This window comes from Streptomyces xingningensis (assembly GCF_054957865.1).
Window position 1 is genome coordinate 29,597 of the sequence record NZ_JBDJPF010000061.1, and the last position, 15,565, is coordinate 45,161.

Genomic DNA, 15,565 nt, shown 5'->3' on the forward strand with positions numbered 1-15,565 from the left:
CCTGCCGCCGTTCGGTCGGGCAGGCCGGCGCCCGGCGGGTTACGCCGTCGGCCTCACCCCCGTGCCCAGTTCGCGTCGGGCGCGGGCGGCGGCGCCGACCGGGACGGCGTCGGAGGCCAGGGCGGCCCGGACCAGGCGGACGGGGTGGCCGCTGACCGGGGGGTCGGCGGCGAGGGCGGACAGGATGACGGGCTCCAGCAGGGGCCAGGCGCGGCTGACGCCACCACCGACGACCACCGTGGTGATGTCGACGACGCCCGCGGTGATCACAATCGCGCGGGCGATGCCCGCTCCCGCGGCGCGGTACACCGCGAGAGCGTCCTCGTCGCCTTGGGCGGCGGCCTCGGCGACTTCGCGGGCGGTACGGCGGTGGCCGGTGCGGTCGGCGTAACGAGCCCCGATGGACCGGCCGGAGGCCAACGTCTCCAGGTGGCCGCGGCCACCGCAGGAGCAGGGCAGATCGCCGAAGCCGGGGATGTGCCCGATCTCGCCGGCCGCGCCGTGCGGACCCGTGTGCAGGGCACCGTTGGTCCACAGAGCGCCGCCGACGCCGGTCCCCAGGGTCATGCCGAGGACGTCGGCCTCGCCGCGCACCGCTCCGCCGCAGACCTCCCCGTAGAGGAAGGCGTTGACATCATTGGCCAGGAAGGCCGGGACGCCGAGGGCCTCCTCGACGGCGGCGGTGACGGCGAAGCCGGCCCAGCCGCGGAAGGAGTCGCTTGCGACCAGGATGCGGCCGTTCGCGGAGTCCACCACCCCGGCGGCGCCGACGCCGGCGCCCACCAGGCGGCCCGGGGTGCGGGCCAGCAGCGGGGCGAGCGCGTCGAGCGCGGCGCCGACCATGGCCCGGCCGCCCTCGTGCGCCGGGGTGCCGGCCTCCGCGCGGTCGAGGACGGTCAGGTCGTCGGAGCAGACCACCACCTGGGTGGTGGTGCCGCCGATATCAATGCCGGCGAACAGCGGCCGGGGGGTGGGAATGGCCGAGTCCCGCGGGGTGCGGGGGGAGGGGAAGGGTCCGGTCACGCCTGGGCCTCCGTACCGCCGGCCGCGAGGGTGGCCAGGCGTTCGGCCCTGCGGCCCCGCTGCACCACCGGGTCGGGCACCGGCACGGCGGCCAGCAGACGGCGGGTGTAGTCGGTCTCCGGATGCGTCAGGGTCGTCCCGGTGGAGCCCTGCTCCTCGATGCGGCCGGCGCGCATCACCACGACCCGCTGCGCGAAGTGCTGCACGACGGCGAGGTCATGGGAGACGAACAGGCAGGCGAAGCCCAGTTCGCCCTGGAGTTCGGTGATGACCTCCAGGACCGCTTCCTGCACGCTCACGTCGAGTGCGCTGGTGGGTTCGTCGGCGACCAGCAGCCGGGGTTCCAGGACCAGGGCGCGGGCCAGGCTGACCCGCTGGCGCTGCCCGCCGGAGAGTTCGCGGGGCACCCGCCGGGCGAGTTCGCGGGGCAGCCGGACCTGGTCGAGGACGGCGGCGACCTTGGCCTGCCGGTCCTTGGCGGCCAGGTCGCGACGGTGTACCCGGAGCGGTTCGGCGATGCACTCCCCGACGGTCATCCGGGCATCGAGGGAGGCCACCGGGTCCTGGAGGACGACACCGATGCCGGCCCGCAGGGCGCGGCGGGCCCGGCCGCGGGTGCGGCCGAGATCGGCGCCGAACAGGGAGACCGCGCCGGAGGTGGGCGGGATCAGGCCGAGCGCGACCCGGGCGGCGGTGGACTTGCCGGAGCCGGACTCGCCGACCAGGCCCAGGGTCTCCGCCGGCCCGACCCGGAACGACACTCCGTCGAGAGCGCGCACGGCCGCCTTGCCGCGGCCGAACACCACGCTGGTGTCCCGCAGTTCGACCACCGGTTCGCCCTCGGGGCCGCCGGGCGCGGCGGGCGCGGCCGACGGCCCGGACGCGGAACGGTCTGTCCGGGCCGGCCCGGACGCGGCAGGCCGGCCGGTGGCGTCCGGGGTCTCGGCGACGGACAGCCGGGGCACGGCGGCCAGCAGGCGCCGGGTGTAGTCGTGGACGGGGCGCAGCAGGACGTCTTCGACCGGTCCGGTCTCCACGATCTCGCCGTGGTACATGACGGCGACCCGGTCCGCGAAGTCGGCGACGACGCCCATGTTGTGGGTGACGAGCAGCACGCCGGTGCCGGTCTCGGCGGCGAGCCGGCGCAGCAGGTCGAGGATCTCGGCCTGCACGGTCACATCGAGGGCGGTGGTCGGCTCGTCGGCGATGAGCAGGACGGGCTCGTTGGCGATGGCCATGGCGATCACGACCCGCTGGCGCTGTCCGCCGGAGAGCTGGAACGGGTAGGCGCGGGCGCGCTTCTCCGGTTCGGGGATGCCGACCCTGCGCAGCAGTTCGACGGCCTCGGCGGCGGCGTCCTTGGCGGACACCTGGCGGTGGTTGCGGATCACCTCGGTGATCTGCTTCCCGATCCGGGTGAGTGGGTCGAGCGCGGTGGCCGGCTCCTGGAACACCATGGAGACGGTCTTGCCGCGCAGCGCCGCGAGGCGGTTCTCCGGGGCGCCGACGATCTGGGTGCCGGCGATGACGGCGCCGCCGGTGGCGCGGGCGTTCCCGGCGAGCAGGCCCATCGCGGCGAGGGCGATGGTCGACTTGCCGGAGCCGGACTCGCCGACCAGGGCCAGCGTCTCGCCCGGCCGGACCTGGAGGGACACGCCCTGGACCGCGGGTATGCGGCCGGTCTCGGTGGTGAAGACGACGCTGAGGTCGTCGACTTCGAGGATCGGGCCGGACGCCGCGGTGCGGGCGGCGGGGCCCTTGGTGGTGGCGGTCATCCGCGTCCCCTCACATCGAATGCGTCGCGGAGTCCGTCCCCGATCGCGTTGAACGCCCACACCGCCAGGATGATGGCCAGGCCGGGCGGCAGGATGAGCCACCAGTAGCCGGAGTAGGCGGCGGTGAGACCGGCGGTGAGCATGCCGCCCCAGTCGGTCTGCGGCGGCCTCACTCCCATGCCCAGATAGGAGACGTAGGCGACCAGCAGGATGGCGTCGGCGACCTGGAAGGTCGCGGCGACGATGATGGTCGAGACCGAGTTCGGCAGGATGTGACGCAGGATCGCCCGGGCGTGCGTGCCGCCGGTGGCGCGCAGAGTCAGGATGTAGTCCCGGCTCTTGAGGGTCAGCGTCTCGGCGCGGACCAGCCGGGACGGCACCAGCCAGGACACCAGGCCCAGGATGACGACGAGACCGGTCAGGCCCGGTGTGGTGATGGCGGAGACCACCAGCAGGATGAACAGCGCGGGGATGGCGATGCCGGCGTCGACGATCCGCATCATCACGGCGTCGATCCAGCCGCCCGCGTATCCGGCGGCGGCGCCCCACAGCGTGCCGATGACGGTGGCGAGGACGCCCGCGGCGAGGCCGACGACCAGGGAGACCTTGCCGCCGTACATCAGCCGGCCCAGCTCGTCGTGGCCGACGGCGTCGGTGCCGAGCCAGTGTGCGCCGCTGGGGGCGAGGTTGACCTGCTGGAGCATGGTGTGGGTCTGGTCGGTGGGGTACGCCAGCGGGCCGACGAAGCAGAACAGGAAGAAGAGGACCACGACGGCGAGTCCGACGACGGCCAGTTTGTTGCGCAGGAAACGGCGGACGGCGAGCCGTGCGCCGGATGCCTCGCGCGGCGTGGCGGCCTGTGCCGGGGCCGTGTCCGGCTGGATGACGGCGCTCACGTCCGACCTGCCTTCACTCGGGGGTCGATGATCCGCTGGACGATGTCCGCGAGCAGGGTGCCGACGACGGTGGCGACGGCGATCACCAGGACGCAGCCCAGCAGGACCGGGTAGTCGGAGGACTGTGCCGCGGTCCAGAACAGCAGCCCCATGCCTGGGTAGTTGAAGAGCTGCTCGACGACCAGGGCGCCGCCGAAGAGCACCGGCACGTAGTAGCCGAGCATGGCGACCACGGGCGTCAGCGAGTTGCGGAACACATGTCGCCACAGGATGGCGCGGGGCCGGGAGCCGCCCGCCCTGGCCGTGCGGACGTAGTCCTCGGAGAGGTTCTCCAGGGTGGCCGACCGCATATAGCGGCTGAACACCGCCATCATGGAGGCCGCGCCCGCGACCACCGGCAGCACCAGGGCCTGTGGATCGGAGAACACCTGGCCCAGCGTTTCGCCCTGTGGAGCCTGGGACGGGAACCACGCCAGCTCCTGGCTGAAGACCAGCACCAGGATCAGCCCGAGGAAGTACACGGGCGTGGAGTAGGCGATGAAGCTCAGGGTCGTGATGACGTAGTCCGTCGGCTTGTTACGCCGCACGGCCTGCCACATGCCCAGCGGGATCGCGAGGACGAGGCTGACGAGAGCCGACAGCACGGTGAGGACCAGGGTCTTCGGCAGCCGCTCGGTGATGAGCTGGGAGACCGGCTCGTTGAGGGTGTAGGAGGTTCCGAGATCCCCGTGCAGCAGTTGGCCGAGGTAGTAGAAGTACTGCACGGGCAGGGGCTTGTCGAGGCCCTGTTCGTGGTTGAAGTGGGTGATCTGCTGCGCGGTGGCCTGCGGCCCGAGGATCCCGCGCGCGGGGCCTCCGGGCAGGGCGTGCAGCAGGCCGAAGACGACGATCGTCACGATGACGATCACCGCGACGGCTTGGAGGACGCGTCTGATCAGGTACGAGGAAGTACTCATGTGGTTTCCGGCCGCTTCGTCTCCGTGGTGCGCGCGGGCCTTCGGTCTGCCGGCCGGTCGGCCGGGTGTCGTCGGCCCGCGCGGGCACCGACCGGGCTTACTCGGTCCACGCTTACTTGGTCCACTTCCACATGGCGGGGTGGAAGTTGGCGAGGGAGTCCTGGGCGAAGCCGCCGAGTCCGTTCTTGACCACGGAGATCTGGTAGTCGGGCTCCGGCAGCCAGATCACCGGGAGGTCCTTGGCGAGCGCGGCGCCGTACTTCTGCATCGCCTCGTTCGAGGAGGATGTGGTGGTCTCGCTGATCAGCTTGTCGGCCTCGGGGTTGGAGTAGCTGCCGAAGTTGGAGCCGCCGCCGGTGGCGAAGAGCGCGTCACCGCTCGGGTAGGCGGGGAAGTACCAGCTGCCCGCGGTGCCGAAGAAGGACAGCTGCCACTTGCAGCTCGATTCGCCGGCCTTGCACTGGCCGGCCTGCGACAGGACGGAGTTGACCGGGGCCGTCTTGATGCCGAACTTGATGCCGGTCTTGGCGAACGACGTCTGCAGCGCGCTCATCATGTTGTCGGTCACGGTCGAGCCGGACTGGGACAGCACCTGCATCTCGAACTTGGTGCCCTTGTCGACGCCCGGGCCGCACTGGTTGTCGCCGGAGCCGGGGCCGGTGCAGACCATGGTGCCGTCCTGTTCGGTCCAACCGTGGTCGGTGAGCAGCTTCTTCGCCTTGTCGGTGTCGAACGGGTACGGGTTGTTCTTCTGCTCCGGGGAGAGGAAGGGCGAGTCCTGGCCCTGCGGGATCGGGCCGTAGGTGGAGACGGCGGTGCCGTTGAGGACCACCTTGGAGAGGGTGGTCTGGTCCACCGACATCTGGATCGCCTGGCGGGCGTAGAGCTGCTTGAACACCGGGCCCATGGTGGGGTTGTTGAAGTTGTACGGCATATAGGTGACCGCCCAGCCGGTCCATGGCTTCACCGAGTAGCCCTTGGCCTTGAAGGACGACTCCTGGCTCAGGTTGCCGGCGTTGATGTAGCCGTAGTCGACGGTGCCGGCGCGGAGGGCGTTCTCCTCGGCGTCGGTGGTGGTGAACGGCAGCAGGTTGACGTTCTTGATGTTGGCCTTGCCGCCGCCGTCGTACTTCGCGTTGGCGGTCAGCGTGACCTTGCCCGCGGTGGAGAACGACTTGATGGTGTACGGGCCGCTGACCGTCTTCCACAGCGGGTCGGTCGCATAGCCGGCGATCTTCTTGGCGGCGTTGTTGAGGTACGTCCAGACCTTCTTGGCGTCGGCGGTGGTGCGGTCCAGGTCGGAGACGGCGCCGGAGTCGCTGGTCTTGTCCCAGACGTGCTGCGGCATCGGGCGGATCATGCTCAGCTCGTCGGCGAGCATCCATTCCTGGTTGTACGCCTTGTCGAAGGTGATCGTGAAGTGCGTGTCGTCGATCGCCTTGAAGGAGGTCCAGTTGTCGGGCGCCTTGCCCGGGCTGTAGCTCGCCCAGTCCGCCTTGTTGGCTTTGATCAGGTTGAACCAGAACTCCACGTCGCGCGAGGTGATTTGCTTGCCGTCGCTCCAGTGGCGACTGCCGAGGGCGATCGTCACGCTCTTGCTGTCCGCGGCGAACTTCGCGTCGGTGGCAAGTGAGTTGTCCTTGTTCCAGCCGACCTTTCCGGTGGAGCCGTCGTATGCGATCAGCGGCTCCCAGACGGCCTGGGATATGGAGGAGTTGTTGGTGTTCAGGTGCGCGGCGGTGCCGACCGGGAGGATCCAGTTCGGCATGAAGTTCGCCGGGAGGGCGTAGTTGATGGTGTCCGACGACGCCGGGCCGGAGGACGACGTGTTACCGCCGCCGGAACAGCCGGTGAGCAGCGCGCCGGTGGTGACAGCGGCGCCCGCGACGAGGGCCCAGCGGCGGCCGACCGCTGTGTGAGCAGGGAACATGGCTCTCCTCAGGGTGTAAGGACCCGCATACGTCCGGGGCGGACCGGGTCTGCGCCGCGGGATCGGCGCTGTGTATGGCGACATACAACGTCGGACGCACCGAACAAACAAAGCAAGAATCAATAACAAATAAGTTTCTGCAGTTTCGATAAAAGTCACATCCATCCGTTCCGGGTGCCGCAAGCGGTGGCTATGCGCCAATTTAAGGCGCTTTTGTTTTGCGTAGATGCCCTCCACTTCCCGTCATGGAGCTATTCCCCGCCCGCCGGGACGGGCGTACTGTCTCCGTTACGCCAATCACTGCGGAAGTTACTTCGTACATGACTGAAATAAGTACACGGGACCGCAAGGCCACCAAGGGCACGACCCCGAAGGGCACAACCACTCTCGCCGCGCGGGTCCTTGAACTCGTCACCTCGGGCCAGGCGTCGTCCCGCGCCGAACTCGCGGAACTCCTCGGTACGGCCCCCTCCACCATCTCCCTCACCGTGGCCCAGTTGATCGAGCGCGGGCTCATCGCCGAAGAGGGCACCCAGTCCTCCACCGGCGGCCGCCCCCGCAGGGTGCTCAGGTCGGGCAGCAGCGACGAGTACGCCGTCGCCGCCGACTTCGGCGGCCACCATGCCCGGATCGGCGTGGTGCTCCCGGGCGGCGGTGTCCGTGACGTCGCCAACGTCCTGTTCGAGATCGCCGACGGTCCCGAGGCCGTCCTGCCGAGGCTCGCCGAGCACTTGGAGTCCCTCGCCGAGCAGCGTGGACGCGACCGGCTCCGAGGCGTCGGGCTCTCCCTGCCCGGGCCGGTGGACGTCGCCTCCGGCGCCGTCGTCCTGCCGTCCCGGATGCTCGGCTGGCACCGTTTCCCGGCCGCCGCTTGGCTGGAGGAGCGCTTCGGGGTCCCGGCCGCCGTCGACAACGACGCCAACTGCATGGCGGTCGGTGAGCAGAGCGTCAGACCCGCCGAGCACCGGCAGTCGATCATGGTGAAGATCGGCTCGGCGATCGGTGCCGGCATCATCGCCGACGGCCGCCTTTACCGGGGCGCCACCGGGGCCGCCGGCGACATCACCCACATCCGCATCGACGGCGGCGCCGACATACCGTGCTCCTGCGGCAACACCGGCTGCCTGGAGACCGTGGCGTCCGGCGCCGCGCTCGTCCGCGTCCTGCGCGAACGCGGCCTCGACGTCGCCGGCCCCGAGGACGTGGTACGGCTCACCCTGGGCGCCGACCCGGAAGCCACCCACGCCGTCCGCAGGGCCGGCGAACACCTCGGTCAGGTACTCGCCGCCAACGTCAACTTCTTCAACCCGGACGCCGTCTATCTCGGCGGCATTCTCTCCACCCTCGAGCCGTTAGTCGCCGCGGTGCGCAGCCGGCTCTACGAGAGCTGCCACCCGCTGGTGACCGAACACCTCACCATCGAGCGGGCCCTCCTCGGCGCCGACGCCGGACTGGTCGGCGCCGGACTGTTCGCCCTCCAGCGCGCCCTGGCCCGCGCCCTGGGCGATGCCGGGGGCACCGGCACGGACCGGTTCCACCCCGTCGCGCCCCCCGGAAGGAGCTGACGCCCCTCAAAAGGTCCCGCACCGCCCACTCCACACCACCCCGCACGAGGAGCCATGTCGCACACCCGCACCGCCGTCGCCCGCCCGGTCATCGCCGTCGCCGGCCTCGGCATCGAGTCCTCCACCTTCTCCCCGGCCCGCACCGAGGCCCCCGCCTTCCACTCCTCGCGCGGCGCCGGGATATTCGACCGGTACCCGTTCCTCGCCCCCGGCGAAGAACTGCGCGAGGCCGCCGAATGGCACGGCGCCCTGGTCGGCCACGCGCTGCCCGGCGGCACCGTCACCGCCGCCGCCTGGACCGCGCTCACCGAGGAGCTGATCGAACGCCTCGCCGCACTGCCCCGGTTGGACGGTCTGTGGTACGACATCCACGGCGCCATGACCGTGGAGGGGATCGACGACGCCGAGGCCGTGCTGCTGGAGCGCATCCGCGCCACCCTCGGCCCCGACGTGATCGTCTCCACCTCGATGGACCTGCACGGCAACGTCTCCCGCGAACTCGCCCACCGAAGCGACCTGATCACCTGCTACCGGTTGGCCCCGCACGAGGACTACCTGGAGACCGATGAGCGCGCCGTCCGCAACCTGGTCGACCTGCTGATCTCCGGCGCCCCCCGCCCGGTCAAGGCGTGGGTGCCGGTCCCGGTGCTGCTGGCCGGCGAGCAGACCTCCACCCGGATCGAACCCGCGAAGAGCGTGTACGCGGCGGTCGACGAGGTCGAGGCCGCCGACGGCGTGACGGACGCCGCCATCTGGGTCGGCTACGCCTGGGCCGACGAACCCCGCAACCGCGCCGTCGTGGTCGTCACCGGCGACGACGAGGCGGCGGTCTCGGCCGGGGCCGAACGCCTCGCCCAGGGCTTCTGGAACGCCCGCCACGACTTCGACTTCGTCGCCCCGACCGGCACCTACGACGAACTCCTCGACGAGGCCCTCGCCTCCGACCGGCGGCCGTACTTCATCAGCGACACCGGCGACAACCCCACCGCGGGCGGCGCCGGTGACGTCACCTGGGGCCTGACCCGGCTGCTGGAGCGCCCCGAGTTCCAGGGGGAGGACGGGCCGACCGTCGTCTACGCCTCGGTGCCCGGCCCGGCCGCGATCGAGACCGCCGTCGCCGCCGGGATCGGCGCCACCGTCACCGTCACCGCCGGCGCCGAGACCGACGACCGGCACGCCGGTCCCGTCACCCTCACCGGCGTGGTCCACGCGATCCGGCACGGCGACCGGGACGCCGAGATCGAGGTCGTCATCCGGGCCGGCAGCGTGTATGCGATCCTCACCCGGCTGCGCAAGCCGTACCACCACGAGCACGACTTCACCGGTCTCGGCCTCGACCCGCGCTCCGCCGACATCGTGATCGTCAAGATCGGCTACCTGGTGCCCGAGCTGTTCGACATGGCGGCCGGCTGGAAGATGGCCCTCACTCCCGGCGGTGTCGACCAGGACCTGGTGCGTCTCGGCCACCGCCGCATCCGCCGCCCCATGTTCCCCTTTGACCGCGACATGGACGACCCGGACCTGACGGCCCGTATCATCCCGGCCTCCGACCAGCCGCTCACCGGGAACGACGAGTGACCGACCGCACCACCCGGCCCCCGGCCCGGTTTGCCTACCCGCCCAGATGTCCCCCGCCGTCGATGATGACGGTGGTGCCGGTGCTGAGCCGCAGGGAGGTGACGGCACCGATCAGGGAACAGGCAACGTCCTCCGGACTGGCCACGACCCGGAGTGGCGACGACTCGGCTTGTGCGCGGACGGCGGCCGGATCGCGGCCGGGAACGAAGCCCGTATCGACCGCTGCCGGAGCGAGGTTGATGACGCGCACCTGTGGCGCGAACACGCGCGCCAGCGAGGTGGTCATGACGTTCAAGCCTGCCTTGGCGGTGCAGTAGGCGATGCTGCTGCCCAGTCCCGTGAAGCCTGCTATCGACGAGATGTTGGCGACCACCGCGTCGCCGGAGGTGCGAAGCAGCGGCGCGAACGCGCGAATCACCGAGAAGGTGCCCCGCACGTTCACCGTCAGGATGCGGTCGAAGACCTCGTCCGTCAGCGCTTCAAGGTCGGCATGCGCGATCCGCTCGGTGACGCCGGCGGAGTTGACCAGCACATCCACCGCGGAATGGCGCCGGGCGGCTTCCTCGGCGGCCCTGCCGATGGCTGCGGAGTCATCGAGCGGGATATGTGCCGCACTGTGCCCCTTGCCGGGCAGGGTGGCGATGAGCTCACGCGCTCGGCCGTCACCGGAGTTGTAGCCGACGACCACACTGGCCCCGGCCTCCGCGAGGCGCCGTACGCAGGCGGCCCCGATGCCGCTGCTGCCGCCGGTGACCACCGCCACCTTGCCGGCCAGGTCGAAGAATCCCAGGCCACCCGTGCGTACTTGTGACGTGCGTTTCACCCTGTCCATCGCTGGTCCTCGCTCAGGAGTTGGCGGCCTTGTCCAGTCTTGTTCAGTGGCCCGCAACAGTCGTGATACCGGGCACGGTTCGGGATGGGTGGGTCCATAGACCCATATCGGAGAGCAGCGGTAGCACTCCTTCACCGAACCAGTACGCCTCTTCCAGGTGAGGGTGGCCCGAGAGCACGAACTCATCGATGCCGAGCCGGTGATACTCCACGATCCGGGCGGCCACCTCCCGGTGGTCTCCCACCAGGGCGGTGCCCGCGCCGCCTCGGACCAAGCCGACGCCGGCCCACAGATTGGGTGTGATCTCCAGGGCGTCGGTACGTCCGCCGTGCAGCGCGAGCATGCGGCGTTGGCCTTCCGATTCGCTGCGGGCCAGGCCCGCCTGGACCGAGCGGATCGTCTCCGGGGTGACACCGTCGAGCAGCCGTCGGGCCTCGGCCCACGCCTGCTCGGCGGTGTCCCGGGTGATCACATGGAGCCGGATACCGAAGCGCATCGGGCGGCGGTTCGCGGCGGCCAGGGCACGAACCCGGGACAGTTTCCCGGCCACTTGGGCGGGTGGTTCCCCAAAGGTCAGATAGACGTCGCTGTGCCGGGCCGCGACCTGGCGGGCCGCCGCCGAGGATCCGGCGAAGTAGATGCGCGGAACCGGATCGGGCAGGCGTCCCAGCCGGGCGGCCTCGACCCGCAGGTGCGAACCCGTGAAATCGACGGTCTCGCCGTTCCAGAGCCCTCGGACGATCTCCAGGAACTCCCCGGCTCGGGTGTAGCGGGCGTCCTTGTCGAGGAAGTCTCCATAGGAGCGCTGTTCGTGGCCCTCGCCACCGGTGACGACATTGAGGAGCAGCCGGCCCCGCGAGTGACGTTGGAAGGTGGCGGCCATCTGTGCGGCAAGGGTCGGCGAGACAAAGCCGGGCCGGAAGGCGACCAGGAACTTGAGGCGTTGTGTTCCGCGCGCAAGCATGGCGGTGGTCAGCCACGCGTCCTCACACCAGGCACCGGTTGGGGTGAGTGCCCCCTCGAAGCCCAACTGTTCGGCGGCGGTGGCCACTTGAGCGAGGTATTCAATGGTGGCGGGCCGTTGTTCGTCATCGACGGACCCGGCGGGCAGGTCATGGCCGCCGCCGACGATACGGCGGCTGTCACCGTAGGTGGGCAGGAACCAGTGGAAGGTCAGGCTCACTCGGGTCTCCGGTCACGCTCGGTGGTTCACTCGGGTCTGTGTCGGGTGGTCACCGTGGTGCTGTCAGCCGTGCGTACGGGCCCATTCACGGGCCCCGATACGGCGGTTGGGGCCGGAATCGTGAGCCGCGAGGAGATCCAGGACGCCGGTGGCATCGGCACAGTGCCGCACCAGCCGTTCCAGACCGAGACCGAAGCCGGCCGTCTGGATTCCGGAATGCCTCTTCCAGTCGGTGTACACCCGGTTCGGCTCGCCTCCGAGCCACCGGGACTGCTCGATGATCTCCGTCTCGTCCCGTGGCCGGAGCCCTCCGGTGGCGAGTTCGCCGTGTCCGGCGGGCAACATGAGGTCATAGGTCTCCTGGAGCCCGTCCTCACCTCGGTGGTAGAGCGAGTCGCGCACACCGAGCGGATAGCGGTGGATCCAGAAGGGCGAGGTGAAGTTCTCGGTGAGAATCCGCTCCTCATCACGGGTCAGGTCCGTGTTCTGCGGCTCCTGCGGTTGGCGCCCGGCAAGGGCGAGCGCCTCGGCAAAGGAAATACGGGGGTAGGGCCCGCTCTGCAGTCCCGCCAACCGTTTCACGGCCACATCCTTCGCCTCCGGGAGAATCGGCTCCAGATAGCGGGCAAAGCCACCGAGGATGCTCTCGGTGACAGCGAACACCTCGTCCGCATCGGCGGCTCGCCACTCGGCGACCACCTGGAAGAACGTATACAAGTGCTTGCCCGACAACTCCTCACCGTCCATGAGAAGTCGCACGCAAGGCGTCAGGCAGTAGACGCGATCGACGTGCTCAAGAGCCATCTGCTTCTCCACCGAATGACTCACCGGCAGGTGATACATCCACTGCCCGTCCACCGACACCCGGCCATCCCGTGCGCTCACCGTGGGCCTTGCCCTGTCTCCCAGAACCGCGATCGAGTGCCGCGCACCCGGCTCGTCCTGGGAGGAGAGTATGGCGGGAAGCATTTCCAGGAAGTCGTGATCGAGAAGGCTGCGACGCAACGCCTGGAGTACTCGGCCGGACCACTGGTAGGACTGCGCGGATGACAGGCTCATGGCCACTCCTCTGAGGTGGGGCGACTACCGCACCGATGCCGTGCTCGGAGTTGTACGGCCCGGACCCGCGTGCCTCCCCCCGTGCCGAGTACGCAGGTCCGGACCGGTCGCACCTTCGGCGACCCCAGCAGTGTGCGCCCATCCGCCCATCGCGGTCGTCAGCAGACGGCGCACGGTTCCTTGTCCTTGCGCGCAAGTGGCGCGGCGAGGAGCGTGTACCGGTGTTCCTTCGGGGTGATGCCATAGGCGGTGTGGAAGGAACGGCTGAATCCTGCCGCGCTGGTGAAGCCCCACCGCGCGGCAACGGCATGGATGGGGAGAGTCCGCAGACGGGGATCGGTGAGGTCGGCATGGCAGTGTTCCAGCCGCCGACGCCGGATCATCGCGGCCACCGTCTCCTGCCGCTGCCGGAAGAGGTAGTGCAGGCAGCGGACGGAGATGTGGTGATGGGCGGCGACCGCGGAGGGGGACAGCCGAGGGTCGGCCAGATTGTCCTCGATGAAGGTGTCGATACGGGCCAGCAGCATCCGGTTCTTGGCTTCCGGCGGCAGACGGTCGTAGACGCTCAGACGGTGGGCGAGGAAAGCGGTGGTCAGTTCCCACACGGCAGTGCCCAGCCGCTCCGCGTCCTGCTCTGCCAGGGCAGGTGCCTGCTCGAGCACATTCCGCAGGAATCCGGCAAGGATTGCGCCCATGCCATCGCGTGCGGACATGTTCCGCGCCAGCAACTGGTCCATTCTGGCCGGCGGCAAGGGGAGTTCGGCCCGGGGCAGATACAGGATGACCGCCCGGAAGAAGCTCCTCCCCGTCCCGCTCAAACCCCGGCCGTCGTATGGCAGGGAGGTGTTCCACAGGGCGAAATCACCGGCCTTCAGCCTGCTGTCATTCCGGCCCTGGGAAATCCACATATCGCTGTCCTGGATCAGAGCCAGCTCATAACCCTCGGGGTCGGAGCGCCGGATCAGCCCGGGAGTGCGCTGTGACCTGATGGCGGGGAAGGACATCGTCGTCAGCCGTACCGTTCCCAGAGCGAGCGATCCGGCACTCGCGGGGAAGTCGGCACTGTGCTCACTGGTGATCCGGGCGGGTGCGACATCGTGGCTGATCAACTCACACCACCAGTCGAACCGCTGCTCCGGCGACACGCAGGCACTGTGCAGCACGGTGAAGTTCATTCCAGCCCTCCTCAAGCGATCTCGCTTGGTTCAGGAGCATTGGTTCAGGACCACTTCTGAGCAAGAGAGTTGTCGCAGTCGCGTTGGTCGGCAAGGGCGCCGTTCTCGTTGGAACCGTCGCGGATCTCCAGGCACTTTCCGGAGTTGGCGTTGACCAGGTTCCAGCCTCCGCCGGGTGCGGCCTTCCACTGCCACCTCTGGGTCGCCGAGCCATTGCAGTCCCATTGGTTGGCGGTGGCCCCGTTGTCCGTGGCATCACGGCGGATTTCCAGGCACCTATGCGAGTTCGCATTGATGATGGTGCCCCACCCGTCCGGGTTGGCGCTGATCCACCGTTGGGTGGGTGAGTTGTTGCAGTCCCACTGGTTGGCCGTGGCACCGTCATCGGTGGCATCGCCCCGGATTTCCAGACACTTGTTGGAGGCCGCGTTCACCCAGGCGCGGGGTGCGGTGGAGGGTGCGGGATGGGCGGGCTCCGTGGTGGCCGGCGAGGACGGGGGCGGGGTGGGCTTGTTGGAGGCCGGGGCGGACGGAGCGGGCTTGGGCTTGGGATTGGGCTTCGACCGGGCCGACGCGGATGGGGTCGAGGTTGGGGTTTGGGTTGGAGTCGGGGTCGGCTTGGGCTTGTCGGGCGTCGGGGCGGGCGAGGCCGGCGCCGGGGCAGGGGCGGAGGTGTCGGTGATGTTCTTGTAGCGCAATGCGGCATAGGCGCTGGTGGGATGGCCGGCGAGGGTACTGGCGTCGAGGTTCCCCTCGGATTTGTTGGCCGGACGGCGGGGGTTGCTCTCCTGGTAGTAGGTGAAGGTGTGCTGAGCCCGGTTGATCCAGCCGCCGAAGATCACGACATGTTCGTCGGAGTTGAGGATGTCGCCGGGTTTGAGATCCGAGGCGGAGATCTTGACGGCTACCGACGGCAGGGACTCGGTGGTGAGGCTGGACTTCAGCTTCCAGGCCATGGAGACAAACCCGGAACAGTCCTGGCGATAGCTTCTCCCGGTGGCACTGTCGGGCCGCCAGCTGCTGGTGCTGTAGGGGACCTGCTGATCGACCCAGTCCCGGGCCCGCTTGATGACCTGATCGCGGGTGATCTGACCGCCGGATGACGCGCTGTTGCCGAGGGTGGCGGCGGTGGAGATCGTCCGGCTGTCGCTCTGGGCACCGCCGGCGGGGGCAACGGCTGTGGTGAGGACGGCGGCGGTCAATGCTGCGCCGAGCAGGCCGGATATGCCACGCAGCAGGCGTGAGCGTGTTCTGGGCATGGGTGTCTCCTCGTCGTGGATGTGCCGGGGGTGGTGTGGTGCACGGCGTTCTGGGCGCGTACGCCGGAGTCCGGGTTGCGCGGTCGCCGGTGGTCGGCGCACAGTCCGAGCACGGCCGCCTGGGCGGCCGGATGAAACCATCTACCGCCCGGGCGAAGGGGTTTGAGACGGTAGGCATGTTTCACAGCAGCCTCCCAATGGCGGGGTCCGGCAGCGGAAGACTCAGGGTGGGGGTTGGTGTGTTTGGCCATCCACTGCCGGGCCGTGAAAGCGCAGGTCGGTCGTGGACAATCCGGGGTTGTCCGGTGGACATCAGGGGGTGTCATGAGCAGGG

12 protein-coding genes are annotated in these 15,565 nt (G+C 69.6%); 2 read left to right on the top strand and 10 right to left on the bottom strand.

Going from position 1 to position 15,565, the window contains the following annotated elements:
* Positions 1-39: 39 nt before the first annotated feature.
* The 5 genes from ABCR83_RS26130 to ABCR83_RS26150 form a co-directional block, all read right to left on the bottom strand.
* Complete coding sequence (locus tag ABCR83_RS26130) at positions 40-960, bottom strand: ROK family protein (RefSeq protein ID WP_462697654.1); 921 nt, start codon at positions 958-960, stop codon at positions 40-42.
* 59 nt (positions 961-1,019) lie between these two features.
* On the bottom strand, positions 1,020-2,798 hold the full coding sequence (locus tag ABCR83_RS26135) for a dipeptide ABC transporter ATP-binding protein (RefSeq protein ID WP_462697640.1): 1,779 nt from the start codon (positions 2,796-2,798) through the stop codon (positions 1,020-1,022).
* A complete protein-coding gene (locus ABCR83_RS26140; RefSeq protein WP_462697641.1) occupies positions 2,795-3,694 on the bottom strand; it encodes an ABC transporter permease in 900 nt (299 codons plus the stop codon). Before ABCR83_RS26140 ends, ABCR83_RS26135 begins: the two co-directional genes overlap by 4 nt.
* A complete protein-coding gene (locus ABCR83_RS26145; RefSeq protein WP_462697642.1) occupies positions 3,691-4,650 on the bottom strand; it encodes an ABC transporter permease in 960 nt (319 codons plus the stop codon). The genes ABCR83_RS26140 and ABCR83_RS26145 overlap by 4 nt, the downstream gene beginning before the upstream one ends.
* Positions 4,651-4,762: 112 nt before the next feature.
* Positions 4,763-6,580, bottom strand: coding sequence for a peptide ABC transporter substrate-binding protein (locus ABCR83_RS26150; RefSeq protein ID WP_462697643.1), 1,818 nt, complete (start codon positions 6,578-6,580; stop codon positions 4,763-4,765).
* Between the two features lie 320 nt (positions 6,581-6,900).
* Here ABCR83_RS26150 and ABCR83_RS26155 point away from each other — a divergent pair, with 320 nt between their 5' ends.
* Positions 6,901-8,145 carry an ROK family transcriptional regulator gene (locus ABCR83_RS26155; RefSeq protein ID WP_462697644.1) on the top strand — a complete coding sequence of 415 codons (1,245 nt, stop codon included), beginning with the start codon at positions 6,901-6,903 and terminating at the stop codon, positions 8,143-8,145.
* A gap of 54 nt (positions 8,146-8,199) precedes the next feature.
* Entirely contained in the window at positions 8,200-9,723 is a 1,524-nt protein-coding gene (locus ABCR83_RS26160) for a M81 family metallopeptidase (RefSeq protein ID WP_462697645.1), read from the top strand.
* A gap of 34 nt (positions 9,724-9,757) precedes the next feature.
* Here ABCR83_RS26160 and ABCR83_RS26165 read toward each other — a convergent pair whose 3' ends face one another.
* The 5 genes from ABCR83_RS26165 to ABCR83_RS26185 all read right to left on the bottom strand — a co-directional run bounded on the left by ABCR83_RS26165 (position 9,758) and on the right by ABCR83_RS26185 (position 15,231).
* On the bottom strand, positions 9,758-10,555 hold the full coding sequence (locus tag ABCR83_RS26165; protein WP_462697646.1) for an SDR family NAD(P)-dependent oxidoreductase: 798 nt from the start codon (positions 10,553-10,555) through the stop codon (positions 9,758-9,760).
* Positions 10,556-10,598: 43 nt separating this feature from the next.
* Positions 10,599-11,738, bottom strand: coding sequence for an LLM class flavin-dependent oxidoreductase (locus tag ABCR83_RS26170; RefSeq protein ID WP_462697647.1), 1,140 nt, complete (start codon positions 11,736-11,738; stop codon positions 10,599-10,601).
* Positions 11,739-11,801: 63 nt separating this feature from the next.
* Positions 11,802-12,797: an amino acid--tRNA ligase-related protein gene (locus tag ABCR83_RS26175; protein WP_462697648.1), complete on the bottom strand. Its 996-nt coding sequence runs from the start codon at positions 12,795-12,797 to the stop codon at positions 11,802-11,804.
* Positions 12,798-12,955: 158 nt separating this feature from the next.
* Positions 12,956-13,972 carry an AraC-like ligand-binding domain-containing protein gene (locus ABCR83_RS26180; protein ID WP_462697649.1) on the bottom strand — a complete coding sequence of 339 codons (1,017 nt, stop codon included), beginning with the start codon at positions 13,970-13,972 and terminating at the stop codon, positions 12,956-12,958.
* A 44-nt stretch (positions 13,973-14,016) separates the two neighbouring features.
* Complete coding sequence (locus ABCR83_RS26185; RefSeq protein ID WP_462697650.1) at positions 14,017-15,231, bottom strand: RICIN domain-containing protein; 1,215 nt, start codon at positions 15,229-15,231, stop codon at positions 14,017-14,019.
* Positions 15,232-15,565 lie beyond the last annotated feature (334 nt).